Raw genomic sequence first — 26,925 nt, forward strand, 5'->3', positions numbered from 1 at the left:
TATGAAAAGCAAGGTGATACTTTTTTTTGTGCTGTTAATATGTGTTATTCTACAATGCACATTGCTGCCGGCACTTTCTATCGCTTCTATTACACCAAATTTACTGATCATTGTGACCGTATCCTTTGGGCTGATGAGAGGTAAACGTTCCGGACTGTGGATTGGCTTTGTCTGTGGACTCATGGCAGATCTTCTCTTTGGTGATACCATGGGATTCCATGCCATCATCTATATGTATATTGGTTATTTAAACGGATTCTGCTACCACATATTTTATGATGACGATATTAAAATGCCGGTTGTTTTAACCGCTGCCAGTGACCTGGTATATGGAATCATTGTTTATGGATTCCAGTTCCTGCTTCGTGGAAGGGTTGACTTCTTCTTCTATCTGAGGCGGATTATCATGCCGGAGGTCATCTATACCATTGTATTGACATTTCTGTGCTACCGTATACTATTATTTATCAACCGTAAACTGGAGAAGTCAGAACAGAGGAGTGTAAATAGTTTTGTTTAAGTATGTAAAAGATACCATTTCAAAAGCAGCAAAGTCGCGTATGGTAATACTTGTAGTCGTATTCCTGATACTTGCATTTATACTGGTATACCGCTTATTCACACTGCAGATTGTAGAAGGTGAGAGTTACCTGAACGACTTTACCATGCAGATTGAAAAAGAGAGAACTCTAAAAAGTACCCGGGGAATCATCACGGACCGAAACGGAAAGTTACTGGCTTATAATAAGCTTGCCCATTCTGTTTCATTTGAAGATACCGGAGCTTACGATAACCTTACCATGCATGAAAAAAATCTTGCCCTGAATGGCAGCATGTATGGCATACTGAAGATTCTCGAAAAAAATGGAGATAAAGTAACCGATAATTTTGGAATTACCCTGAACAGTGCCGGAGAGTATCAATTTGTCTACAGCGGAACAAACTTGCTGCGATTTAAAGCAGATATCTATGGACAGGCTTATATTGAAAACCTGACCGAGGCGCAGACCAATGCATCCGCCTCCCAGATGATGGATGACCTTTGCGCAGAGAAAGGGTACGGTGTACTTTCCAAAGAAAATACAAAAGAAGAACTGGCTAAATATGGTCTTCCGGAAACGTTGACAAAAGAAGAAACTCTCAGTATTGTAATAATGCGAAGCAAAATAGCCGCAAACAGTTTCCAAAAATATTTAGCGGCAACTCTGGCTACCAATATCAGTGATAAATCCATGTCCACAATTATGGAAAGCAAAGATAAATATCCAGGTGTGGATGTAGTGGATGACACAATCCGGGTCTATGATAACAGCATCTATTTTGCGCCGATTATCGGCTATACCGGTCAGATCTCTTCCGAAGAATTAAATGAGCTGAACAAAGACAGTGAAGTGTATAACCAAAACGACATTGTAGGTAAAATCGGTCTGGAACAGGTTTATGAAAACCAGCTTCAGGGATTAAAAGGTTCTGAAAGAGTATATGTAAACAACCTTGGAAAAATTCTTAAAAAAGATAACCGTGTGGAACCCCAGGCCGGAAATAACATTCAGCTGACACTTGATACCGATTACCAGATAGCTGCATACCGGATTCTGGAACAGTATATAGCCGGTATTGTTTACACCATGCTTATCGATACGAAAGAAGTGAATATAGAAGATTATGCTACCACAGATGATATCAAAATTCCGGTATACGACGTATATTACGCACTTTTTGAAAACAACGTTCTGGATGTAAACCATATTTCATCAGCAGATGCCAGTACAACGGAAAAGCGGGTATACCAACAGTTTTTAAGTGAACAGTCCAATGTTTTTGCTGCTATCAAATCGGAACTGACCTCGGATTCACCGGCGGCTTATAAAGACTTGGGTAAAGATATGCAGGCCTATATGACCTATGTGGTTAATAATATGCTGATGGAAGGAACCGGTATTCTGCAGAAAGATGCTATTGATAAATCTGATGAAACATATCTGGCATGGACGAATGACGGGAGTATCAGCCTTCAGGAGTATTTAACTTATGCAATTTCAAAAAACTGGGTTGACATCTCCAAAATACCGGTAGATACGGAATATCTGGATTCCAAAGAAGTATACAGCGCGCTTTCCGACTATATTGCGAAATATTTATCTACGGACACGCATTTCAGTAAAAAAATCTATCGATATATGATAGAATCCGATACGTTAAGTGCTACTGATGTATGTCTGATGCTCTTTGACCAGGGTGTTATTAAAATGAACGAGGAAGATTATAATTCCCTTGCCTCCGGCAGTCTGACTGCATTTGACTTTGTACATGCCAAAATTTACAGCCTGGAACTTACCCCTGCGCAGTTAGCGCTTGATCCATGTTCCGGATCTTTGGTAATAAATGACCCGAATACTGGAGAAGTACTTGCCTGTGTGACTTATCCGAGTTATGATAATAACAGGCTGGCAAATGATATGGATTCCGAGTATTATGCAAAATTGGCTACTGACTTGTCCAGCCCGTTTTATAATAAGGCAACTCAGGAAATTACGGCTCCCGGTTCTACCTATAAGATGGTGACGGCTGCCGCAGGTGTTACCGAAGGTGTTATTGGAATTTATGATACAATTAATTGTACCGGTACTTTTGACTTAGTTGATCCGCCAATCAATTGCTGGAACAAATTCGGACACGGTGCCGAGTCGTTAGTTACTGCACTACGTGACTCCTGTAACTTCTATTTCAACACGATTGGTTATACGTTAGGTGACGTAGGTGCAGAAGATGGCAAAGCCGTAGATGAAGTAGGTATCGAAAAGCTTGCTAAATATGCTGAGATGTTCGGTTTCGATGCTCCTACCGGAATTGAAATCGGTGAAACAGATCCTCATATTTCCGACAATGGTATGGCACCATCCGCAATGGGACAGGGTACCAATGCATTCACAACCTCACAGCTCTCCAGATATGTAGCAACGATAGCAAATGGAGGAACCTGTTACGACCTGACACTGCTTGATAAAATTTCGGATTCCGATAACCGTGTACTGGAAGAGAAAAAACCAAAAGTTCATAATAATGTTGAATTGGATCCTGAACTCTGGACTGCTATTCATACAGGTATGAATGAAATGGTAAAATCAAATAATATTCTAAAAAATATCAAAACAGATATGGCAGGTAAAACCGGTACGGCACAGGAAACAGGCGTACCCAGTCATGCTCTTTTCGTTGGGTATGCACCTTACGATAACCCGGAAATCGCCATCGCCGTTCGAATTACTAATGGTTATACCTCTACCAATGCAGCTTCTGTTGCAGGGGATATGGTGAACTATATATTTAAAAACAAGGAAGCAGATGAAATTATACCTGGACATGCTATTCAGGTAGACGCAAACACTCAGAGATTCGACTAACATCCATCTGTCAGGCAGCGTGTAAAGGAATCCCTTTACACTGTCTGATACAGGCGGTACCCCAAATTACTGCGGTACTGAACGATGTCAGGGTTGAAAGAAAATTGAGAAATGAAAGGACGCCACGCTGTGCTTCTTTCAACCTATTTTATTTGTGGCAGCATTGCAGGCAGGCCTGCAACATGCGATGGGTATCACTATGAATCAAAGTTCCGTCATTATTAAAAGCAATAAGTATGGACTTATTGTAATACTGGATGATAAACTTCCCTTTGATGAATTGCTTCAGGCAGTCGCAGATAAATTCCTGGAATCTACAAATTTTTTCCAGGATGCTAAAATGGCGATTACCTTTCGGGGGAGAGTACTTACGAAACAGCAGGAGAAAGACATGGTTTCTGCCATTGTAAATAATTCAAGAATCCATATCCTATGTGTGGTAGACGAAAGAAAAGACGATGAAGAGTACTATAAAAATGCCGTCACTGCTGCTATGGAAGAGTTGGACAGGCGTGACGGACAGTTCTATAAAGGTACACTGCGTGCAGGGCAGGTATTAGAGGTTGAAACCAGCATTATTATTCTCGGGGATGTAAATCCAGGGGGGATCGTGACTTCCAAAGGCAATATAGTAGTACTTGGTTCCTGCCGTGGAAATGTATATGCAGGTGCCAGCGGCAACCGGGAATGCTTTGTTGCCGCACTGGTAATGAAACCTAACCAGATTCGCATTGCCGATAAAATAGCGCGAAGCGCAATCACAAAAAAGGCAGATACCGGGGAATATGCCATTGATCCCAAGATTGCTTACATAAAAGATGATCATATCTTTGTTAAAAACATATCTCAGGATGCGTTAAATGACATCTCCCTTTAACAACCAATTGAAATCTAATCCCCGTCAGGCTGATGGGGCATTAAAGAATGAAAACACACCAGATAACGAAAATAAATAAGTGTTATTTTGGAGGATAGAGCATGAGTGAAGTAATTGTAATAACGTCCGGAAAGGGCGGCGTTGGTAAAACAACCGCTACAGCCAATATCGGTACCGGTTTGGCGAAATTAAATAAAAAAGTCGTTTTGGTTGACACAGATATCGGGCTTCGTAATCTGGATGTTGTCATGGGACTGGAGAACCGGATTGTCTACAATCTTGTGGATGTTATAGAAGGAAACTGCCGTTTAAAACAGGCACTGATCAAAGATAAACGGTATCCCAATCTGTATTTGCTGCCATCAGCACAGACCCGGGATAAATCCGCAGTCACTCCGGAACAAATGGTAAAACTCACAGAAGATTTAAAAGAACATTTTGATTATATCCTGCTGGATTGTCCCGCCGGAATCGAACAGGGCTTTCGTAATGCCATTGCAGGCGCTGACAGAGCCGTTGTAGTAACTACACCGGAAGTATCCGCCATTCGGGATGCTGACCGCATTATCGGGCTTTTAGAAGCCGCTGATATCCGAGACATTGATTTATTAATAAACCGTCTGAGAATGGACATGATTAAAAGAGGAGATATGATGTCGGTAGAAGATGTAATCGATATCCTTGCCGTGAATCTGATCGGAGCCATTTTAGACGAAGAAAGCATAGTTATTGCCACCAATCAGGGTGAACCGCTGGCTGGAAACGATACCCGTGCCGGACAGGAATTTTTAAGTATCAGCCGTCGTATTACTGGGGAAACTGTTCCTATGACGGATCTAACTAAGACAACCACGTTCTTTTCAAGATTTTCCAACATTTTCAAGAAAAATTGAGAGGAGCCGGCATGATAAATTTCCATGGATTTCGAAAAACATGTTCTAAAGATGTAGCCAGAGACCGGTTAAAGCTTTTGCTCACCAGTGAGCGCCTGGATTGCTCTGCTGAAAATATGGCACTTATGAAAAAAGACCTGATCAAGGTAATACAAAAGTACATGGACATTGATGAAGAAAGCATGGATATACATATTGACGTGATAAATGAGATAGAACAGGGTGCAGGGAATGTTAAAACAATACAAATTAAAGGATTATAAATTTAGATTAGTTATATGGGTTACGGCACTGTCCATACTGGGCGTAATGGTTGTTGGAAGCGCACAGGAGGATTTAATGTCCAAGCAGATCATCGGTCTGATTCTTGGACTTGTCTGTATGGTCATCATTTCCTTGATTGACTATACCTGGATTATGAATTTTTACTGGATCGCCTATCTGGGTGGTGTTATATTAATGGCATTGCTTCCTGTATTGGGCAGGGAGGTAAACGGAGCACAGCGTTGGATCGTAATCGGAGGTCTTCAATTCCAGCCTTCCGATATTGTAAAAATTATATTAATCGTATTTTTCGCCAAATTTCTTTCTAAATATGAAGAAAAACTGAATAGCCCTAAGATTATATTACCGGCATTGGTACTGCTTGCCATTCCATGGTATCTGATATACCGCCAGCCTAATCTTTCAACGAGTATTCTGGTTGTTTTAATTTTTTCTACAATGATGTTCGTTGCGGGGTTGAGTTATAAAATCATTGGTGGTATTATAGTAGTAGCTGTTCCGGCAGCGGTGTTATTTTTCAGCATTATATTACAGCCAAACCAGACGCTGCTGCAAGGTTACCAGGCAGGCCGTATTCTGGCATGGTTAAAACCGGAAGAGTATCCCGAGCTGGCATATCAGCAGATGAATTCTGTCATTGCTATTGGCTCCGGCCAGCTGTATGGCAAAGGTCTGGATACCAATCTTGTTTCATCCGTGAAAAACGGTAACTTTATCGCAGAGCCCCAGACAGACTTTATCTTTGCCGTTGCAGGTGAGGAATTAGGATTTCTGGGATGTTGTATCATTATCATTCTGGAACTTTTGATTGCGGTAGAATGTATCCGTATTGGGAAAAAAGCAAGAGATTTAGCCGGAACATTGGTATGCTGTGGTATGGGAGCACTGATATTCCTGCAGACATTCATCAATATCTGTGTTACAACGAGGATATTGCCAAATACCGGTCTGCCGCTGCCATTTGTAAGTGCAGGTCTGACATCGCTGGTTACGCTTTTTATAGGTATCGGAATTGTTCTGAATATAGGACTTCAGGTTCGAAAATATTAACGGAGGTAAAGAGAGAATGAATATTGGCTTAATTGCACATGATTCCAAGAAAAAACTTATGCAGAATTTTTGTATCGCCTATCGGGGGATTTTATTAAAAAATGATTTATACGCAACAGGAACTACCGGAAGGCTTATTGAAGAAGTAACATCTTTAAATATCCACAAATACCTTGCCGGTCATCTGGGTGGAGAGCAGCAGATGGGAGCACAGATCGAAAATAATCAGATTGACTTAGTAATCTTTTTAAGAGATCCGCTGTCACCTAAAAAACATGAGCCGGATGTGAAAAATATTTTCCGCTTATGTGATACCCATAACATACCTCTTGCAACCAATCTTGCAACTGCGGAACTATTGATTAAATCATTAGACAGAGGAGATTTAGAGTGGCGTGAAATGTACAAGTAATAAACGATTAACTCCAAGAGAATTACGGCATCAGCAGCAGAACAGGCAAACTATGAAAACCGTAATCACATTTTGTGTTTTACTGGTTGTTTTACTTGTAATACTTGGCTTTTTAGCATATTTCTTTTTAATAAAGGGCCAGAAGGATGCTGAACTGGTGATGCCTTTTGACCGCAATCAGGTAACCCTTGGCTTGCAGAGAGATGAGGCTCAGACGACAAACTACGCTGTACCATTTACCCAGGATCTCTGTGTAGCAGGTGCAGATGTTCCAATGGATGGTCTGAATTTAACCTCTAAAGGTGCAGGATTGTTTGATCTGACCAAACATGAAGTATTATATTCCAAAGATGTTCATGAACGTCTCTATCCGGCCAGTCTGACCAAAATCATGACAGCCCTTGTAGCGTTGAAATACGGGAATCTGGATGATGTAATTACTGTTGATGAAAGTGCTCTTGACATCGATCCGGAATCTTCTGTCTGTTATCTGCAGTTAGGAGATAAATACACCTTAAGACAACTGCTTTACGGCCTTTTAATTGCATCAGGAAACGATGCCAGCGTAGCAATCGCAGAACACGTAGGGGGCAGTGTGGAAGAGTTTGTGCAGATGATGAATCAGGAAGCTTATGATATCGGCGCTACAAACACACACTTTACAAATCCTCACGGATTGCAGGACGAAGAACATTATACTACCATTTATGATGTATACCTGATGTTCCAGGAAGCACTCAAATACGATGATTTTTGTGATATTATCAATCAGAAAAGTTACGTTGCCAAGTTTAAACTGGCTGACGACACCGAAGTGGAACGTGTGTGGGATGCTACCAACCATTACTTTATGAAGCTGGCACAGGCGCCGGAAGGAGTTACTGTATTTGGTGGAAAAACAGGTACTACGGATGAAGCAGGAGCATGTCTGGCACTGATGAGTAAAGACCCGTATGGAAACCCATTTATTTCAATTATCATGGGTGCTGAGACCAAAGATCAGCTATATATTGAAATGAATGATTTATTGTCTAAAATTAACAAATAGAGGTTGTAATTTCAAAACTTATGCAGTATAATTGTACATATAAAATCGTGCATGAAGAAACTGAAGGAGGAGATTACAATGATACAGATAATCGCAGGCAAAAAAGGAAAAGGCAAAACAAAGCTATTACTTGACAAGGTGAATGCCGAAATTAAGTCCGTACATGGTAATATTGTCTACTTAGACAAAAGCGCTAAGCATATGTATGAATTAAACAATAAGGTTCGTTTAATTGATACATCGGATTTTTCAATCACTAATTGTGATGAGTTCGTAGGATTTATTTATGGGATAATTTCTCAGGATAACGATTTGGAACAAATGTATTTAGATAGTTTCTTAAAGATAGCAAAATTGGAAAATGATGATATTACAGCGACTCTTCAAAAACTGGAATCTGTCGGTGAGAAGTACAACATCACGTTTGTGTTGAGTGTATCTGTGGATGCTGATGAACTGCCGGAAATTGCAAAATCAAAGGTAATCATATCCCTGTAATACATAGAACGAATATAAGGCTGGGTCCTTTTGTGGATACCCAGCCTTTTTTGCGGCATGTAACAATTAATCTCTGCCCATCTGGCCGATGCGGCCATAGATACTAATCATATATAATCCCGCAAGCCCAACCAGAGCATAAACAATTCTTGAAATCCAGCTCATATTGCCGAATAAAAAGGCTACGAGGTCGAATTTGAAGAATCCGATTAATCCCCAATTGATCGCACCAATGACCACAAGTGTCAATGAAGTATAATCTAACCATTTAGAATTCATTTGCTTTTTACCTCCTTATAGTGGTTATTTTCTATTTTTTCCAATTTACTAAATTTTATACAAAAATCTAGGTTGTCCAATCGAAATGAACGTGGTAAAATGTTCGGGAAGGGAGGCTACAATGTTGCCTATTAAGAAAAAAAACAAAAAAATAACGAAAATGAAGCGTTTTCCACTTTTTAATATCGGTACTCTGATGTTTGGAATCGTTTTTGTATATATGATAATCTGCATAGTGATATATCTGACAAGTACTCATGTAACAGCCTATGAAGTCACAGCCGGCCCGCTGTCCGGAAACTACCGATTCAGTGCTTTGGCATTAAAGTCCGAAAAAATAGTAACAGCCGAACAATCCGGCAATATTAATTATTATGCCCGGGAAGGCTCAAAAGTAGGCGCCGGAAATAACGTTTATTCTATTGGCGGAGCGCTTCAGACAACGACACCTGCCACGACGCCGGCTACAACAACTGATACCCAAAAAAAAGAATCAGAAACCAATGCTGAAGGACAGTCAGAGTCCTCATCCGGAACCGAGTCAGAAACTACCCAGGTACCAGCCGAAACTGAAGCTGCAGTTGATTATCTGGACAGTAAAAGCTTATCCAAGGTAAGAAGTAATATGGCAAACTTTGCTTCCGGTTTTAACGAAATGTCTTTTCAGAATGTCTACAATTTTAAAGCAGATACCGAAAGCACTGTCTTAGAACTGGCAAATGAAAAAGCGTTGTCCGATCTGGAAAACTCTGACGGTCAGCTTTCTGTTCTGGGCAGCCTCTATCAGGCTCCACAGGAAGGAATAGTAGTATATGCGGTAGATGAGTATGAGAATCTGACCATAGAGGATATAAAACCGGAATCTTTTGATCAGAAAAATTACCATAAGCAGAATCTCCGTCTGAATAAATCGGTAAAAACAGGAGATGCGGTATATAAACTGGTCACCGATGAAAACTGGTCACTGATTATTCCTCTGGATAAAAAACTGTTAACGGAACTGACCGATAAAACAACAGTACGTTTTCGTTTCCTGAAGGATGGCACTGCATTTAACGCAGATTTCTCCATTATTCAGAATGGAGAAAATTCTTATGGAAAACTGGATATTAGTAATTCTGTCATTCGGTACGCCGGAGAGCGTTTTGTAGATATTGAGCTGGTGTTAAACAGAGAGACCGGACTCAAAATACCAAAAAGTGCAATCGCGGAAAAGCAGTTCTTCAAAATCCCTAAAGAATTTGTTACAGAGAACAAAGAAAATGACAATGAAGTCAGCATTCTGAAAGAGAGCGTGGGAAAAGACGGAAAAACTGTAACGAAATACATAACTGCAACTGTTTATGAAAAAACGGATACGGATTATTATGTGGGTACGACGCTTTTTAAGGTGGGTGACTATATATTGAAGAAAGATTCTTCCAAAAAGTACCAGATTTCAGAAACTGGAAGCCTGCAGGGTGTTTATAATATAAATAAAGGATATGCCGTATTCCGGGAAATTACTATCATAGATGAAAATGAGGAATACTGTATTGTATCAGCGGGTTCTTCATACGGCCTGTCTCAATATGACCGTATTGTTCTGAATGCAAATACGGTAAATGATGAAGATATTGTTTATTAAAGCTGAGGATATTGTCTATTAAGAATGAGGATATTGTCTATTAAGAATGAGGATATTGTCTATTAAGAATGAGGATATTGTCTATAAAGCAAATAAGATAGTTAATTAAAGATATTGATATAGTCAATTAAAGCTAAAGCTATAGTCTATTAACAGGAGGATTCAATGATGTTAAAAGAAAATCTATATGATATACAAAAGCGGGTAGAAGCCGCTTGTAAAAGGGCCGGACGGGACAGCTCAGAAGTCACCCTTATTGCAGTCAGTAAGACAAAACCCGTAACTATGATCGAAGAAATCATGGCTGAGGGAGTCGTTGATTTCGGTGAAAATAAACCACAGGAATTAAAGGATAAATACGAAATTCTTCCAAAAAACTTAAAATGGCATATGATTGGCCACCTACAGAGGAATAAAGTGAAGTATATTATAGATAAAGCCTGTATGATCCATTCCGTAGACAGTTTACGTCTGGCGGAAACCATCCAGCAGGAGGCAGAAAAACAGGGGCTGGTCATGCCTGTGCTGATTGAGGTAAATATTGCCAAAGAAGAGTCGAAATTTGGCGTATCCCTGGAAGATACCGAAGAATTGGTACGCAAGACGGCGAAACTCCCTAATCTCAGAGTGGAAGGGCTGATGACAATTGCACCTTTTGTCGAAAAAGCTGAACGAAACAGGGTATATTTCGAAAATTTAAGAAAATTATATGTTGACATCAAAAGCAAAAACATTGATAATGTTAATATGTGCAATTTGAGTATGGGCATGACAGGTGACTACGAAATTGCCATTGAGGAAGGTGCAACTCTGGTACGCGTTGGGACAGGCATCTTTGGTGAAAGAAATTACGTGAAATGATAAAACGATAGGAAGATAGGAGATTTATAATGAGTGTTTTGGATAAGTTCTTGAATGCAATGAAGTTGAATGACGACGATTACGACGATGATGATTTTTTAGATGATGAAATCGACGATTATGAGGAAGAACGTCCGAAAAAGCGTTTCTTTAATAAAATAGAAGAAGATGACTATGATGACTATGACGATTATGATAACAGGTCCGCTCAGGTTCCAAAAATGAAGAGTCAAAATAAAGGGCAGCAGAAGGTGAAACCTGTTCATCAGCAGCAAAGCACTAGCAGTAAAGTATCACCTATGCGTCCCAGAAAGTCAGGGATTGGTATGGAAGTATGTGTAATTAAACCAAGGAGCATGGAAGATGCGAGAGAAATTACGGAGACACTTCTTGCAAGCTGCACAGTGGTATTAAACATGGAAGGATTAGATCTGGATATTGCCCAGAGAATCATAGACTTTGCTTCTGGTTCCTGCTATGCTATCAATGGAAATCTGCAAAAGATCAGTAATTACATTTTCATTATAACTCCATCGGGTGTAGATGTCTCCGGTGATTTCCAGGAAATATTGAGCGGAGCGTTTGACGTACCCTCTATTCACACAGGTTACTAGGTTTCATTATGAATAAAGACGAAGAATTGTTTCAAAAGCGGCTGGCTGATCTGGCTGACCGGGCTTTATCGAAAGGTATCACGCTGTACAGTGATTTTATGAATCTGAATGAACTGAATATTTTTCATAGCTCTACCCAAAAGTTTTCCTATATCAGCTGGAAAACTTTTGGTGGTTATGAACTCGCAGAGCGTCAGATGGCAGCCTTTATTCCTGATGCTTTTTCTTTGCGTTCGGAAGTAGAAATAATAGAGAATTTCCCTATAGCGTGCATACAGATCGCACCATTAAACCAGAAATTTGCAGATGTACTGAATCACAGGGATTACTTAGGCGCCATTCTAAATCTGGGAATTGAACGAAGTAAAATAGGGGACATCCTGGTGATGGATCAGTCTGCCTATCTTTTTTGTTGTAAAGGAATGTCTGAGTTTATCTGCAAGGAACTGACACGTATCAAACATACGGTAATATCCTGTAAAGCAGTTCCTTTTTCTGAGCTCGCTTATACGCCCAAAACAGAGCTCATCAAGGGGACAGTAGCTTCTATTCGTCTGGATTCCCTTTTGGCGCTTGCTTTTAAAACTTCCAGAAGCAGCCTGGTATCTCTGATCGAAACCGGAAAAATCTTTGTAAATGGGAAGTTAATTACTTCCAATGGTTATGCCTTGAAAGAGGGAGACATAATATCAGCCCGTGGCTATGGGCGTTTTCGTTATGTTACAGCACTCTCTCAGTCAAAAAAAGGGCGAACCTTTGTTGAAATCGAAAAATATATATAGGAGAAACCACCTTATGAAGTATACAGCAGAACACAAAAGCCTTCCGGTACATAAAGAAGGAAAAGAAATTTATCAGATTCATTTTGAGAATGATTTTGAAAAATTAGAATCTTATTTAAGCGAACTGGATGTAAAAACTAAGAAACTTTGTATCGTAACCGATTCAAATGTAGGCGCACTTTATGCCGGTACACTTACCGGGATATTGGAAAAAGTGTGCGCCAGAGTCACTGTATTCACTTTTCCTGCAGGAGAAGAAAATAAAACATTGGATACCGTCAGGAATTTATATGAACATCTCATTTTAGAACATTTTGACCGAAAAGATATGCTGGTAGCTTTAGGCGGCGGCGTTGTCGGTGACCTCACCGGATATGCTGCAGCTACCTACCTGCGGGGCATTTCCTTTATACAGGTTCCCACTTCTCTTTTAGCCCAGGTGGACAGCAGTATCGGCGGTAAAACCGGAGTCGATTTCGATCGTTACAAAAATATGGTAGGTGCTTTTCATCAGCCCAAAATGGTATATATGAATATGTCGGCACTGAAGACACTTCCGGATGAACAATTTTACTGCGGTATGGGTGAAATTTTAAAACATGGCTTAATCAAAGATGCCGGTTACTATGAATGGGTAATCGAACGGATGAGTGAAATTACCGAACGGGACAGTCAGACACTACTGGACATGGTTGAGATCAGCTGTAAAATCAAACGCCGGGTCGTAGAACAGGATCCATATGAAAAAGGAGACCGGGCACTGTTAAACTTCGGGCATACCATCGGCCATGCCATTGAAAAACTGAAAAATTTCGAATTGCTTCATGGACAGTGCGTTGCTCTGGGATATGTTGCCGCAGCGCACATTTCCTGGAAACGGGAACTGCTCAGTACCGAAGAGTTCTTTGAAATCCGGGATATGAATGTGGGATTTGATCTTCCTGTATCTTTTTCAGGGCTGGATTCTAAAGACATCCTGGATGCTACCAAACTGGATAAAAAGATGGAAGCCGGGCAAATCAAATTTATCTTACTAAAAGGAATCGGCCGTGCTTACATTGACAAAACGGTAACGGATGAGGAAATACTTGCTGCTGTCGACTTTTTAAATGCGGAAATAGAGGATGAAAATGAATAAAAATAACAAAAAATTAATATGCTGGGTAATGGGCATTATTGCTTTCGCTTTATTACTAGGACTGGATCAGTTCACAAAGCATCTGGCTGTATCCAATCTGGCAGGGCAGGAGCCATTTGTACTGATCCCGGGCGTCTTTGAACTGCAATACCTGGAGAACCGCGGTGCAGCTTTTGGTATGTTTCAGAACCAGCGATGGCTGTTTCTAATTATGGCAGTGATTATTTTAGCTTTTATCGGCTACTGCTATCAGAAATTCCCGGTTACAAAGCATTATCTTTGGCTTCGCATTACCTGTGTTCTCCTTGGCGCAGGTGCGGTTGGGAATATGATTGATCGCGTTGTAAATGGATTTGTAGTTGACTTCTTCTACTTTTCCCTCATCGACTTCCCGATCTTTAATGTAGCTGACTGCTATGTGGTTGTCTCCCTGATCTTACTGATTATCCTAATCTTTTTCTACTACAAGGAAGAGGACTTCGCCTGTCTGTCCCTCAGGCATAAAACTGCATCAAAAGAGGAGAACTAGATGGAAACCATACATTTTACCGTATCCGCAGAAGATAACAGTCTGCGGATTGATAAATATCTGTCGGATAATATGGGCGAGATGTCCAGATCTTATCTTCAAAAACTGCTCAAGTCAGAAGATGTGAAGGTAAATGATAAAACCGTTAAGGCAAATTATAAGGTGGCTTCCGGTGATGTGATAAGCGTTACCGTACCAGAACCGGAAGAAGTAAATATCCAGCCGGAAGACATTCCACTGGATATTTTATATGAAGATGAAGACCTTATTGTGGTAAATAAACCAAAAGGCATGGTCGTACATCCCAGTGCCGGTCATTTCAGCCAAACCCTGGTTAATGCCCTTATGTTCCACTGCCGTGAAGAATTATCCGGTATCAACGGCGTTATGCGCCCCGGAATCGTTCACCGGATAGATATGAATACCACCGGCTCTTTGCTGGTATGCAAAAATGATTTTACACACAATCATATTGCGGAACAGTTAAAGGAACATACTATTCAGAGAAAATACCGGGCTATCGTCCACGGCGTCCTGAAAGAAGATGACGGTATTGTGGACGCCCCCATCGGCAGACATCACACAGACCGAAAGAAGATGGCAGTAAACTATAAAAATGGAAAACCTGCGGTCACTCATTACCATGTCTGCCAGCGTTTTTCCAATTTCACGTATATTGAATGCCAGTTGGAAACCGGTCGTACCCACCAGATACGTGTCCATATGAAAAGTATCGGACATCCCATTTTAGGGGATGATGTCTACGGTCCCATAAAGTGTCCTTATCACCTGCAGGGGCAGACACTGCATGCTATGCTCCTTGGATTTATACATCCCAGAAAAAAATGCTATATGGAATTTACGGCACCTCTGCCAGAGTATTTTATAAATTTACTGAATAAATTATAATAATTAAGTGAAATTAGTATACATTGTACCAAAATTGTTTTATAATAGTAACATAAAGCAAAGGTAGAAAGGATGTGTTTTGTATGGCTTGTAAATCAATTATAACAATCGGAAGAGAATTTGGTAGTGGCGGTAAAGAAATTGGTATGAAGCTGGCAGACTCCTTAGGCATCAAGTGCTATGATAAGGAACTTCTCGACAGAGCAGCAAAAGACAGCGGCATCTGTCAGGAATTATTTGAAAATCATGATGAGAAACCGACAAACAGTTTCTTATATTCACTGGTTATGGATACATATTCCATGGGATATTCATCAGCAGCATTCTCAGATATGCCAATTAATCACAAAGTATTTTTGGCTCAGTTCAATGCTATTAAAGATATCGCAAAAGAAGGTCCATGCGTAATCGTCGGCCGTTGTGCAGACTATGCGTTAGCAGATTTTCCGGATTGTATCAATGTCTTTATCCATGCAAGTATGGAAAATAAAATTAACAGAATTGCCGCTAAATATGACCTGACGAATGCAAAAGCAAAAGATCTGATTATTAAAACAGATAAAAAACGTGCCAGCTATTACAATTACTTTTCCAGTAAAAAGTGGGGGGAAGCAACCGGATATCATCTTTGTGTAGACAGTGGTTTTCTTGGTGTTGACGGCACCGTTGAAGAACTGTTAAGTTTTATTAAGATCAAAGAAAGCAGATCATAAGTCAGAAAGGGAAGCACCGAAGATGAAATTTGTAATTCAAAGAGTAACACATGCCAGCGTTAGAGTTGATTCCGAAATTATTGGCACTATCGAAAAAGGGTTTCTGGTACTGATTGGCATCAGCCAGACAGATAACCGTGAAACAGCGGATTCCCTGGTAAAGAAAATGACCGGGCTTCGCATCTTTGAAGATGAAAATGGTAAGACCAATCTGTCCTTAAAGGATGTGGATGGCAGCCTGCTGCTGATTTCCCAATTCACGCTTTACGCAAACTGTAAGAAGGGCAACCGCCCAAGTTTCATAGAAGCCGGTGAACCAAAGATGGCAGAAGAGTTGTATGAATACATTATTGCAGAATGTAAAAAGCAGGTGCCAAATGTCCAGAGAGGCAGTTTTGGTGCCGACATGAAAGTAGAGTTATGTAATGATGGACCTTTTACGATCATCTTAGAATCCTGACTTCAAAGCTGTAGGATAGCCCGAAGTTTACATAACAATATTACGTAAACTTCGGGCTTTGTTTTATATTTTAGAAAATCCGGACACAATATATGTTATAGATGCATTAAAAGATCTGACAGATGTAGTGAATTTATTTTTGAAGACAATGGAATCGGAATGAAACCTGAATTTATAGATCATATCTTTACGAGTTACAGGCAATAAATACCGCATTGACACACATAGATGCAGAAACGATACTAAAAAAGATACCCATCATCGCCATGAGTGCAAATACTTTTGCAGAAGACATAGACATGGCATTACAATCCGGTATGAATGATCAGCTGGCAAACCCGCCTGACATACCGCAAATTATGAATATTCTAAACAAATGGTTGTAAACAATATTAACAGAAAAACACTAGGAGGTTTCAATTGAAAAAGAACACAAATATAGGCAGCGTGAAAATAATCCCGTTGGGAGGCTTTGATAAAATAGGTATGAATATTACCGCATTTGAATACGAAGACAGTATTATCGTCGTAGACTGCGGGATTTCATTTCCGGACGAAGATATGCTTGGAATCGATAAAGTTATTCCGGATGTCACTTATTTAATCGAGAATAAGGATAGGGTTAAAGGATTTGTCATTACCCATGGCCACGAAGACCATATCGGGGCTCTGCCATACATCCTGCCCCAGATCAATATTCCGATCTATGCAACCCAGCTGACTATGGGATTAATCGAGCATAAATTAGAAGAAGCCCATCTGATGAAAAATACCCGCCGTAAAGTAGTGAAGCATGGCGGTATCATTACCCTGGGCTCCTTCCGTATTGAATTTATCAAAACCAATCACAGTATTGCGGATGCCAGCGCACTGGCAATCTATTCACCCGCTGGTATTATCGTGCATACCGGTGACTTTAAGATCGACTATACACCGCTGTTCGGTGATGCAATCGACTTGCAGCGTCTGGGCGCACTTGGTAAAAAAGGTGTACTTGCTCTTATGTGTGACAGTACCAACGCTTTGCGTCCCGGCTTTACTCCATCAGAGATCAAGGTTGCAAAGACATTCGACACACTGTTTGAAGAAAACAAATCACACCGGATATTTGTTGCCACCTTTGCTTCTAATATAGACAGGGTACAGCAGATTATTAACACTGCATATAAGTTTGGACGTAAAGTTATTCTGCAGGGGCGCAGTATGCTGAATGTAATTCGGATTGCATCGGATCTGGGCTATGTTAAAATACCTAAGAACACCCTGATCGATATTGATCTTATGAAGAATTATCCCGACGAAAAACTGGTTTTAATCACAACCGGAAGTCAGGGAGAATCCATGGCAGCTTTGTCCCGTATGGCTGATTCCACCCATAAAAAAGTCTCCGTAAAACCGGGGGATGCTATTATATTAAGCTCAACGCCAATTCCCGGAAACGAAAAAGCCGTTTCCAAAATTATAAATGAATTATCCATGAAGGGCGCCAATGTTATTTTCCAGGATACCCATGTATCCGGACATGCATGCCAGGAAGAGATCAAACTGATCTATTCCCTGGTTCATCCGAAATATGCTGTGCCAATGCATGGAGAATACCGTTTCCGTGCTGCTCAGGCAAACCTGGCACAGTCACTTGGTATCCCAAAAGAAAATACATTTCTGATTGAATCCGGCAATGTACTGGCACTTTCCGAAGATAAAGCCAGTGTTATCGGACAGGTTCCTGCAAGAGGCGTCATGGTAGATGGACTAGGCATCGGTGATGTGGGGAATATCGTCATGCATGACAGACAGAGCCTGTCTGAAAATGGTATCATGGTTGTTACCGTTACCCTGGAGAAAGATACAAACCAGGTTCTGGCTGGACCGGATATTATCTCCAGAGGATTTGTTTATGTCCGGGAATCCGAGGAATTAATGTCCCAGCTGCGCAGCCTTGCCGCTGATACGCTGGAACGCTGTAATAAGAAGAAAATAACGGATTGGGGTAAAATTAAATCCGCACTCCGGGATGATCTTGGAGATTTTCTGTGGAAGAAAATTAAAAGATCGCCTATGATACTGCCAATCATTATGGAAGTATAAATAAAAGCTTTTACAAACAAGGAGCATTTCGCTTTGATATTACGCGAAATGCTCCTTGTTTTATGTTAGAGCACACTCCCATAGTAGAATGAAGAAAACGTCCTACGCTGAAAAGATCCAGCTGCTTTATAGGTTTTATACGTTCTCTGCCATGGTCCGCCCCCTTCTCTTTCCGAGCACTACATCATTTTTCAAAGCGTCACCTTTCTCACCTAAACGCAAAAACATTAATCAGTTTTCTTCTTTTTCATGGACAGCAGTTTATCCAGATAAATTGATTTCATCTGCCTGCTTGCCAGCATCTGCTTCACCGGTGGAAGTTTTAAAATAGTTCCGAATACAGCTGCCATCGCTCTGTGGTTGGCAAAGGCATGATTATCAAAAATCAGGTTCTGAAGCGTTCCCTTTTCGATTGCCTGCAGTACAAACCGGTGGGTACTGTTTACCGGAGTAATAATCTGAACCGCCCGGCGTTTCAGCTCAATGGCTTTTGTGGGACAGTTTCCAGCACACACACCGCAGCCAAGGCAGATATCCGTATCAATAACGGCATTCTTGTCCTCCATTTTAATTGCCAGGATTGGGCAGACTTTTGCACACTTGCCGCAGGAAATACATTTTTCTTTCGATACCTCCGGTATATAATTTGTGGTTGCAACCGGCTGCATGGGGCTGAACTTCCTTGCTGCCTGTAAGGCCTCACAGCAGCATCCACAGCAATTGCAGATAAACATTGGATCTTCCCTTACATTCTCACCTATCTGTACCAAATTGGACGCATAAGAGCGTTCCAGCGCATCGTAAGCTTCTTCTTTGGAGATAAGCCTGGCATGGCCTCCGTGTTCTGCAAGAGAACGTGCCACATTTCCAAAGGTCAGACAGACATCCAGGGGAGCATCAATTTCACAGGGATGTCCCGCATGAAACATCTTGTGCCTGCAGTAACAGGTGCCAAGTCCGATATACTGCGCATCTTCCACAATGTGGCTGGCACGCTCATGATCCAGTATATGGAGTGTATTTTCTGTAGACAATACCGGTTCCTGTACAAAAACGCGCCCCAGTCTTGTTTCTGTTGCATAAAAGAGATCTTTTACAAAATCCTCCTCCACATTCATGTACTGATAATACAGTTCGCTTAAATACTTCTGATCAATGTCCCCTCTGGTCCTCATCAGGGCAAATTCAAAGAATCCGGCCATAGGCGGCGGCATCACAAATTTTCGTTGTCCATTATGAAAAGAATCAACCAGTAATGCTTTTTCACATAGGTGATCCAGCACCTTTTCTGCTTTTAATTCTGTCGTACCCCAGATCTGTGCCGCTTTTTTAGCCGTAAAAGGCCGTATCGGCAGCAGCGATATCCATTTTGCTTCTTTTTCCGAATATAAAACCTCAAGGATTTTGTATAGTGTTTGCGAAGCAGGAGCACCCTGGGTAAACCAATTAATTCGTTCTTCCAAATTTTTATAAGCTTCTTTTGAAGTAATATGTCCCATATTCTCACGCTTTCTCAGTGTCATTACACCAGTTTCATTTTGTATTGCAATAGAAATATTTTAAAGTAAAATATTTCTATTGTCAAATTACTTTCGGGACATTTTTTAAATTAGCAGAGCTTATGGTCTTTGCGGCATGGTAAATGAAGCTAATGCCCGATTCAGATAATCATTAAAAGGCTTCATTTTACGGAAGATATCAACAGACAGATCCAAAAATCCATCTACGTCAGCAAACTGTGCATCACTGATTGCATATTCCAAAGCCCATGATTTATGTTTCAGAAATTCTGCAAGGGGATGGTTCTTATCATAACCTCTTGGAACATTTTTCAGCTTTTCGCCAAATACCTGGAAATTCTCCCGAAAATCCTGATTGTTTATAATATCCAAAAATTCCACACCATGTCCGGTCAGGTAGTCCCGTACTAAAGTGGTGGCATCCGGGAATTGCGTGGCAAAGACACCGCCGCCAAGTATGGATTCCCCGGGTTTCACGCAGATAAAATATCCTGCCGGAATAGGGAGACGTCCTGCGGATGAAATATGTGCACGAAAAGAGGGATTATATGGGGATTTGTCCTTGCTGAAACGGGTATCCCTATTTAATCGAAACACCAGATCTTTTGCTTTCAGCCATGCGATGGAATCGTCAAACGCTGAAATCCGTACAATCGTTTCCTGGATTAGGCCTTCAAATTTTTCCTTTGCTTCCTGATACAGTTTCTTATTTTCCTGCATCCATTCCAAAGAATTGTTTTCCTGCAGCATTGTTAAAAACTCTAAAATTACCTTGTTGTTCATCTTTGTCCTCCTTGATGATTGCATAATATATGCGCTTTTAATTCGTTACACTTAATTAGACAACTGTGGCTTGCGGTTGTGACATCTTTTTTAAGAAAATTTTCTATTTACAATACCCGTTGCACCGTTGTATGCTTATAGCGTATAGCCGATATACAAATAGAAACTTTAAGGACAGATAAATAAGCTTATGGATAACCTGGAAAAGAAACAATTACGATTTCAAAATGCCTGTCACAAAATACGATATGGCAAAAAAAACTTCAATGGCATCGGAACCCTGTCAGAAAAGACGCTCCATGCAGTATTAAAAGAATATTATGAGCCACGGGCTGACCATCAGGAAATACGGGTAGCTTCTTACGTAGCAGATATCATGACAGACCAGGAGATCATTGAAATACAGACCCAGAATTTTAACAAACTCAGAAAAAAGCTGGAAGTATTTACGGAAGTCAGTGACGTTCGAATCGTTTACCCTATAGCCAGTACCAAATGGCTGCTCTGGGTAGATAAAACTACCGGTGAGATATCTTCACCCAGAAAAAGTCCGAGACGTGGTAACTCTTATGATATTTTCCATGAGCTGTACAGAATTAAGGAGCTTCTTAAAAATCCCAGAATTAAGTTAAGCATTGCCATGATTGAGATAGAAGAGTACCGCTATCTGGATGGATGGAGCCGTGACAAGAAAAAAGGATCCTCCCGCTGCGAACGGATCCCGATAGCCCTAACGGATGAAATCCTCATAGACAGCCGGGAAGATTACCATAAGCTGATTCCCCCGGGGCTAAAGCCTGATTTTACATCCAGAGACTTTAAAACTGCTTCTAAGCTGTCTCTTTCCAAAGCACAGCTGGCATTAAATGTGCTATATAACTTAGAAGTTGTTCAAAGAACGGGAAAGAAGGGAAACTTGTACACCTACTCTACGGAGCGTTGATTGCAAAGTTCCCCCGGGTGGTTTATGCTGATAATTGGAGGTGAACGTAATGGATTGTAATAAAGTGGGATTGCTGATATTGGAATTGCGTAAAGAAAAGAATATGACACAAAAAGAAATTGCAGATGCCATGAATATCAGTGACAAGGCTATTTCCAAGTGGGAGAGAGGACTTGGCTGTCCCGATGTATCACTGCTTAGTGAACTATCCCAAATATTAGGAGTAAATATAGAAAAAATACTGCAGGGGGATTTAGACCCCAACCATACAGACGGAGGCAATATGAAAAGAGTAAAATTTTATCTGTGCCCGACTTGCGGCAATGTCCTGACAAGTACGGCAAAAGCAGAACTTTCCTGCTGCGGCAGAAAATTAGAACCCCTGGAAGAAAAGCCAGCGGATGCAGATCATCAGATAACGGTAGAAGACATCGATGATGAAGCCTATATTACCATAAATCACGAAATGACACGGGAACACTACCTTACCTTTGCAGCATATGTTACCTGCGACCGGTTACAGCTAATCAAATTATATCCCGAACAAAATGCAGAACTTCGCATCCCTAAAATAAGGAGTGGGAAATTCTACATCTGCTGCAGCAATCATGGTCTGTTCTCGCTTTTACCGCCCCGAAAGAGCCGGAAAAGTGAAAATAACTAAATTGCAGGATGGTATGGATGCAGTCAATATTACTGTTGACTGCATCCATTTTTACAAAAATTCTATTTCTATTTTTTCTGTTGGCTGACCTCTCATTTCACTATATATTATATCGCAGTAATCTATATTTCCCTTATTATCCAGTTCTTCGGTAATATGTAATAATATTTCCAGACTTTCCTTTCTGAAATTCTCCTTTACGGGCGGCACAATCTGTTGAAACGCCTTCTTATGTATAACGCGTCCTTTAACAATGTAAAAAAGCTTCCTGCCACTGTCAGTTTCCAGATTCAAAAGTACATGCCCCTTCATCCAATGGTCATAAGAATCTATCCCCTTTTTCAAGTATTTCAGGTTTTCAACAGCATCCCGATAGAATGCCGCTGTTTCGTATTTTTCTTCTTGTGCAGCTTTGCTCATTTTCTTTTGCATCTCTCTTATAAACTGTTCCCGTATAGAAGCTTTCTTACAAAATTCCATCAGCGCCCGCTGTGTATCCTCCCAGTTATCCCGGGTAAGCGGTTTGGGAAAGATATGATAGGTAAGCTGGTATGTTCTTTTCACTTTCTCAATCGGATACACATTTTTCATAAAGTCCATAATCTGCAACAGTGTGCTTCTGCTGCGAAAAGGCCCAAAGCAGTTTTCTTCCCTGCGGTTAGCAATGGAAAGCAGTCTGTCCGGAAATGTCTGTCCTACCTTCAGGTAAACGTACCGGTCATCGTATTTCATCATTACGTTAAAATAAGGGCGGACTTGTTTAATAAGTTCACATTCCAAAAGCATAGCTTCCAGATGGGTATCGGTAACCACATAGTCGATATCTTTTATAAAAGGTGCCATTCGATTTACCTTATCCCATTTTGGAGTTTCCACAAAATAAGATTTCACCCGTTTCTTCAGGCATTTACTTTTCCCAATATATATTATTTTTCCTTTTTCATCCAGCATTTTATAGACTCCCGGGGCTTCCGGAAGATGTTCTAATTTTTCTGAGATCTGATCTGTCATAGGCGCACCATGCCTCCGCTTTATCCTTGGTTTATAACACTTTCCATTATCATAATATAGAATTGCGCCTGCGTCAAATTTTCCCTGGAGCGTGTTTGAAAAATACTATTGGCACTGCATGAAATTACCATTCCGGAATCTGATGACAAGAAATTACGATATAGAATCATTATTTCCGGTCATCATTCCTCACTGTATCCGTTATGCATTCCTGCTAAAATAAAACCATCAAATACAGCAGGAGGTATTAAAATGAGAAAAGCTTTTATATGTCCAACCAAATACGTACAGGGAGAAGATGAAATCCGAAACCTGGGTTACTTCGTAAAAACATTCGGATCATCCGCATTACTGATTGCCCACCCGGATGATGTCAGCCGAGTTAAGGAAAAGCTGCTGATAACTGCAAAGGAGTATCAGATCTCTTTTGTCGAAAGCGGATTTAAAGGCGAATGTTCCAGACAGGAAGTAGCACGCCTGCAGGAACTGGCAAAAGAAAAAGGCTGCCACTGTACCATTGGACTTGGCGGCGGAAAGGCGATTGATACCGCAAAATGCGTTGCAGCAGGCGAAGCTTTGATCATTGTTCCCACGATTGCAGCTACCGATGCCCCAACCAGCCACTCAGCAGTTCTCTACACACCGGAAGGTGCATTTGATGACTATGCATATTTCAAACAGAGTCCCAGTGTTATCTTAATTGACACCACGGTAATTGCCCAGGCACCTTCCCGTTTTCTGGTTTCCGGAATGGGAGATGCCCTGTCTACTTATTTTGAAGCAAGGGCAACTGCTGCCTCCTATTCAAATGTAAATGCCGGACTTCCCTGCGGGTTTCGGGAAGGATACTGCGGTCCTGCCAAAGGTACTAATACCGCAATGGCGCTGGCATCTCTGTGCTATCAGACTCTGATGGAAGATGGGGAGAAAGCCAAAACAGCCTGTGACTGTAATCAGGTCACTCCGGCACTGGAAAATATTATTGAAACCAATATTCTATTATCGGGGCTTGGATTTGAAAGTGCCGGACTTGGAGGTGCTCATGCCATTCATGACGGACTTACCATTTTTGAAGGTACCCACAAATATTTCCACGGTGAAAAAGTAGCCTTTGGTACACTGGCGCAGTTAGTCCTGGAAAATGCTCCTTCAAAGGAAATTGAAGAAGTTTTGGACTTCTGCCTTAAAATTGGACTTCCGGTTTGCCTGGAAGATATCGGGGTGGATCAATTTACGACGGAAGAACTGATGGAAGCTGCAAATAAAGCTTGTATTCCGGAAGAATCCATCCATGCCATGCCTTTCCCGGTAACACCTCAATCAGTGGCCGCTGCAATCATTACAGCAGACCGTATCGGAAAAAACTTCAAAGAGGAAAGCAGGTGCGGCAAATGAAAAAAATAATAAATAATCCTCAAAATGTTGTTATGGAAATGTGCAATGGCATTGTCCTTGCACATCCTGATCTGGAACTCATACCGAAATATAAAATTATCAAAAAGCGAGACGTAAATAAGGAGAAGGTAATCCTGATCAGCGGAGGCGGCAGCGGGCATGAACCTGCACATGCCGGCTTTGTAGGCGATGGACTTCTGGATGCCGCCGTATGCGGCGATGTATTTGCTTCTCCCTCACAGATTCAGGTATATCAGGCAATCCGGGAAACAGCCGGGGACAAAGGCACCCTGCTGATTATTAAGAATTACAGCGGTGACATAATGAACTTTAAAAATGCAGCATATCTGGCAAAAGAAGATGGCATATCTGTTGATTATATAAAAGTTGATGACGATATCGCCGTAAAAGACAGCCTGTATACCGTTGGTAGAAGAGGCGTTGCAGGTACCGTGTTTGTACATAAAATTGCAGGTGCCGCAGCGGAGAGGGGTATGGATTTAGCACAAGTGAAGCGCCTGGCTGAAAAAACCGTAGCTAATGTAAAAAGCATCGGCTTTGCCTTTACCTCCTGTACGGTTCCAGCCAAGGGGACGCCTACTTTTGTTCTTGGTGACGATGAGATGGAATATGGCGTGGGAATTCATGGTGAGCCGGGGATTAAGCGTGAAAAACTCATTACCGCCGATGAACTGGCGATGAAAATGGTGGATGCACTTTTAGAAGAGCTTAAGCCGGATACGGACCAGGAAATTGCCCTTCTGGTAAATGGCTTTGGTGCAACCCCTGCCCAGGAATTATACCTGTTGAATAATTCAGTAAATAAGGAACTGGCAAAGCATCCGGTTATAGTTTCCCGAACCTTGGTAGGAAGTTACATGACCAGTATCGATATGGCAGGCGCATCTTTGTCTATTCTGAAACTGGATGAGGAATTAAAGGGCCTGCTGAGCGCCCCCTGCAGTGCTCCGGTTTTTACGATTCAGGATTGGAAGCAAAGTATTCCTTATACCCCAGCCGGGAACATGTCTGGTACCGGAGTTAAAGCCAGCTATGAGATCGAAACAAGCCCGGATTACGCAATCATTCATCATAACTGTATCAGCCTGCAGAATATGGTTTACATGATCGATTGTATGAGTGCATCCGTAATAAGAAATGAAGTACCCTTCTGTGAGCTTGATTCCCATGCAGGAGACGGCGATTTCGGTATGAGTATTGCCAAAGGATTCCGCCGGCTTAAAATGGAATGGAACGAGATCATCACCCATCATACAGACACCATCGGGAATTTCCTGGATGCTTGTTCTCTGGTTATCATGGAACACTGTGGAGGAGCTTCCGGTCCCATCTGGGGATCTGCCTTCCGTGCAGCAGGAAAATACGCGCAAGCAAAAACGGAGCTGACCATTTCTGAATTTGCACAAATGCTGCAGGCATCAGTAAAAGGGATTCAGGCAACCGGAGAGAGGTCGTTTGGAAGAGGTGCAGAAATAGGCGATAAAACACTGATTGATGCCTTTCTTCCCTGTGCAAATACCTGGAGCCTTTGTGCTAAAGCCGGGGAGGATATTTCCACCACTCTTATAAGGGCCGCTAAGGCAGCAGAAGACGGTGCCAAGGCCACAGAAAAAATCGTTGCCCGCATGGGCAGAGCCGGAACAGTGGGAGAGCGGAGTCTTGGATATCCGGATGCCGGAGCCTATGGGCTGGGTGTCATATACCGGGATATAGCAGAAGCAATGAAAGTGCATGGAATCGATTACTAGATATACAAGTAAACCATTAAAATATTTCATTTATGAAGGTAATTGTGAAAATGATATCTTTTTTACACTTACCAAAGAAGATGCGATTAACCGGTTAAAAGATAAATTACAGTAAACAGAAGTACCGATTCCAATACATGAACCAGAAACTCCAAAGAAATGATCCCATACATGAACCAGAAACTCCAATGAAATGATCCCATACAAAAACCTTGTGAAGAAGACTCCCCTGCAATAGGCGGACCATTCTTAACAAGGTTTTTTTACATGGAAATCGGCATACTCATAAGAAACAGGCTGTAAATATGGCTAATTCTACAGACTCATTTCTGTGAATAAGTAACTATTGTTTTCTTTCCCAAATTATATTATT

Annotated in this window: 28 protein-coding genes; 24 read left to right on the top strand and 4 right to left on the bottom strand. The window is 41.2% G+C overall.

Going from position 1 to position 26,925, the window contains the following annotated elements:
• Position 1: 1 nt before the first annotated feature.
• The 9 genes from mreD to QR40_RS16635 all read left to right on the top strand — a co-directional run bounded on the left by mreD (position 2) and on the right by QR40_RS16635 (position 8,467).
• Positions 2-520, top strand: coding sequence for a rod shape-determining protein MreD (gene mreD, locus QR40_RS16595; protein WP_027294089.1), 519 nt, complete (start codon positions 2-4; stop codon positions 518-520).
• A complete protein-coding gene (locus tag QR40_RS16600) occupies positions 513-3,404 on the top strand; it encodes a penicillin-binding transpeptidase domain-containing protein (protein WP_044289367.1) in 2,892 nt (963 codons plus the stop codon). Before mreD ends, QR40_RS16600 begins: the two co-directional genes overlap by 8 nt.
• A 154-nt stretch (positions 3,405-3,558) precedes the next feature.
• Complete coding sequence (locus tag QR40_RS16605) at positions 3,559-4,281, top strand: septum site-determining protein MinC (protein WP_152614224.1); 723 nt, start codon at positions 3,559-3,561, stop codon at positions 4,279-4,281.
• Positions 4,282-4,382: 101 nt separating this feature from the next.
• Positions 4,383-5,174 (top strand): septum site-determining protein MinD, encoded by a 792-nt coding sequence (gene minD / locus QR40_RS16610; protein WP_027294086.1) that lies wholly within the window; start codon positions 4,383-4,385, stop codon positions 5,172-5,174.
• 11 nt (positions 5,175-5,185) lie between these two features.
• Positions 5,186-5,437, top strand: a complete 252-nt coding sequence (gene minE, locus QR40_RS16615; RefSeq protein ID WP_027294085.1) for a cell division topological specificity factor MinE — start codon at positions 5,186-5,188, stop codon at positions 5,435-5,437.
• Positions 5,406-6,509, top strand: coding sequence for an FtsW/RodA/SpoVE family cell cycle protein (locus tag QR40_RS16620; protein WP_027294084.1), 1,104 nt, complete (start codon positions 5,406-5,408; stop codon positions 6,507-6,509). Before minE ends, QR40_RS16620 begins: the two co-directional genes overlap by 32 nt.
• A gap of 16 nt (positions 6,510-6,525) precedes the next feature.
• A complete protein-coding gene (mgsA, locus tag QR40_RS16625; protein WP_027294083.1) occupies positions 6,526-6,921 on the top strand; it encodes a methylglyoxal synthase in 396 nt (131 codons plus the stop codon).
• Positions 6,905-7,969, top strand: coding sequence for a D-alanyl-D-alanine carboxypeptidase family protein (locus tag QR40_RS16630; protein WP_027294082.1), 1,065 nt, complete (start codon positions 6,905-6,907; stop codon positions 7,967-7,969). The genes mgsA and QR40_RS16630 overlap by 17 nt, the downstream gene beginning before the upstream one ends.
• Before the next feature lie 78 nt (positions 7,970-8,047).
• Positions 8,048-8,467 (top strand): twitching motility protein PilT, encoded by a 420-nt coding sequence (locus QR40_RS16635; protein WP_027294081.1) that lies wholly within the window; start codon positions 8,048-8,050, stop codon positions 8,465-8,467.
• 66 nt (positions 8,468-8,533) lie between these two features.
• Here QR40_RS16635 and QR40_RS16640 read toward each other — a convergent pair whose 3' ends face one another.
• A complete protein-coding gene (locus QR40_RS16640; protein ID WP_027294080.1) occupies positions 8,534-8,746 on the bottom strand; it encodes a DUF378 domain-containing protein in 213 nt (70 codons plus the stop codon).
• A gap of 121 nt (positions 8,747-8,867) precedes the next feature.
• On the opposite strand from QR40_RS16640, the gene QR40_RS16645 reads away from it, so the two are divergent.
• The 10 genes from QR40_RS16645 (at position 8,868) to QR40_RS16690 (ending at position 18,467) form a co-directional block, all read left to right on the top strand.
• Positions 8,868-10,373 (top strand): biotin/lipoyl attachment domain-containing protein, encoded by a 1,506-nt coding sequence (locus QR40_RS16645; protein WP_044296029.1) that lies wholly within the window; start codon positions 8,868-8,870, stop codon positions 10,371-10,373.
• Positions 10,374-10,541: 168 nt separating this feature from the next.
• Positions 10,542-11,234 (top strand): YggS family pyridoxal phosphate-dependent enzyme, encoded by a 693-nt coding sequence (locus tag QR40_RS16650; protein WP_044296031.1) that lies wholly within the window; start codon positions 10,542-10,544, stop codon positions 11,232-11,234.
• Positions 11,235-11,263: 29 nt separating this feature from the next.
• Positions 11,264-11,848, top strand: a complete 585-nt coding sequence (locus tag QR40_RS16655; protein WP_027294077.1) for a cell division protein SepF — start codon at positions 11,264-11,266, stop codon at positions 11,846-11,848.
• 8 nt (positions 11,849-11,856) lie between these two features.
• Positions 11,857-12,630 carry a YlmH family RNA-binding protein gene (locus QR40_RS16660; RefSeq protein WP_027294076.1) on the top strand — a complete coding sequence of 258 codons (774 nt, stop codon included), beginning with the start codon at positions 11,857-11,859 and terminating at the stop codon, positions 12,628-12,630.
• 13 nt (positions 12,631-12,643) lie between these two features.
• The gene (aroB, locus tag QR40_RS16665) at positions 12,644-13,768 is read left to right on the top strand and encodes a 3-dehydroquinate synthase (RefSeq protein ID WP_027294075.1); all 1,125 of its coding nucleotides are present in this window, start codon (positions 12,644-12,646) and stop codon (positions 13,766-13,768) included.
• On the top strand, positions 13,761-14,297 hold the full coding sequence (gene lspA / locus QR40_RS16670; RefSeq protein ID WP_027294074.1) for a signal peptidase II: 537 nt from the start codon (positions 13,761-13,763) through the stop codon (positions 14,295-14,297). The genes aroB and lspA overlap by 8 nt, the downstream gene beginning before the upstream one ends.
• Positions 14,298-15,206 carry an RluA family pseudouridine synthase gene (locus tag QR40_RS16675; protein WP_027294073.1) on the top strand — a complete coding sequence of 303 codons (909 nt, stop codon included), beginning with the start codon at positions 14,298-14,300 and terminating at the stop codon, positions 15,204-15,206.
• 83 nt (positions 15,207-15,289) lie between these two features.
• Complete coding sequence (locus QR40_RS16680; RefSeq protein ID WP_027294072.1) at positions 15,290-15,919, top strand: cytidylate kinase-like family protein; 630 nt, start codon at positions 15,290-15,292, stop codon at positions 15,917-15,919.
• Positions 15,920-15,941: 22 nt separating this feature from the next.
• Positions 15,942-16,379 (top strand): D-aminoacyl-tRNA deacylase, encoded by a 438-nt coding sequence (gene dtd, locus QR40_RS16685; protein WP_044296033.1) that lies wholly within the window; start codon positions 15,942-15,944, stop codon positions 16,377-16,379.
• 420 nt (positions 16,380-16,799) lie between these two features.
• Complete coding sequence (locus QR40_RS16690) at positions 16,800-18,467, top strand: ribonuclease J (RefSeq protein WP_027294070.1); 1,668 nt, start codon at positions 16,800-16,802, stop codon at positions 18,465-18,467.
• Positions 18,468-18,694: 227 nt separating this feature from the next.
• Here QR40_RS16690 and QR40_RS16695 read toward each other — a convergent pair whose 3' ends face one another.
• Positions 18,695-19,966, bottom strand: a complete 1,272-nt coding sequence (locus tag QR40_RS16695; RefSeq protein WP_027294069.1) for a 4Fe-4S binding protein — start codon at positions 19,964-19,966, stop codon at positions 18,695-18,697.
• Between the two features lie 120 nt (positions 19,967-20,086).
• Positions 20,087-20,770: a DUF2461 domain-containing protein gene (locus QR40_RS16700; protein WP_044296035.1), complete on the bottom strand. Its 684-nt coding sequence runs from the start codon at positions 20,768-20,770 to the stop codon at positions 20,087-20,089.
• Between the two features lie 190 nt (positions 20,771-20,960).
• Between QR40_RS16700 and QR40_RS16705 the strand changes: the two genes are divergently transcribed.
• Positions 20,961-21,713, top strand: coding sequence for a DUF8091 domain-containing protein (locus tag QR40_RS16705; protein ID WP_044289366.1), 753 nt, complete (start codon positions 20,961-20,963; stop codon positions 21,711-21,713).
• A 49-nt stretch (positions 21,714-21,762) separates the two neighbouring features.
• Positions 21,763-22,377: a helix-turn-helix domain-containing protein gene (locus tag QR40_RS16710; RefSeq protein ID WP_027294066.1), complete on the top strand. Its 615-nt coding sequence runs from the start codon at positions 21,763-21,765 to the stop codon at positions 22,375-22,377.
• Between the two features lie 51 nt (positions 22,378-22,428).
• On the opposite strand, the gene QR40_RS16715 is transcribed toward QR40_RS16710, so the two are convergent.
• On the bottom strand, positions 22,429-23,388 hold the full coding sequence (locus QR40_RS16715) for a GIY-YIG nuclease family protein (protein WP_027294065.1): 960 nt from the start codon (positions 23,386-23,388) through the stop codon (positions 22,429-22,431).
• Between the two features lie 252 nt (positions 23,389-23,640).
• Between QR40_RS16715 and QR40_RS16720 the strand changes: the two genes are divergently transcribed.
• The 3 genes from QR40_RS16720 to QR40_RS32310 are packed head-to-tail and all read left to right on the top strand — an operon-like array spanning position 23,641 to position 26,667.
• Positions 23,641-24,783: a glycerol dehydrogenase gene (locus tag QR40_RS16720; protein ID WP_027294064.1), complete on the top strand. Its 1,143-nt coding sequence runs from the start codon at positions 23,641-23,643 to the stop codon at positions 24,781-24,783.
• Positions 24,780-26,552: a dihydroxyacetone kinase subunit DhaK gene (gene dhaK, locus QR40_RS30570; protein ID WP_063837582.1), complete on the top strand. Its 1,773-nt coding sequence runs from the start codon at positions 24,780-24,782 to the stop codon at positions 26,550-26,552. The genes QR40_RS16720 and dhaK overlap by 4 nt, the downstream gene beginning before the upstream one ends.
• Positions 26,536-26,667, top strand: coding sequence for a DUF4180 domain-containing protein (locus QR40_RS32310; protein ID WP_242858547.1), 132 nt, complete (start codon positions 26,536-26,538; stop codon positions 26,665-26,667). The genes dhaK and QR40_RS32310 overlap by 17 nt, the downstream gene beginning before the upstream one ends.
• The last annotated feature ends 258 nt before the right edge of the window (positions 26,668-26,925 follow it).

The sequence above is a fragment of the Robinsoniella peoriensis genome (assembly GCF_000797495.1).
Lineage (GTDB): Bacteria > Bacillota > Clostridia > Lachnospirales > Lachnospiraceae > Robinsoniella > Robinsoniella peoriensis.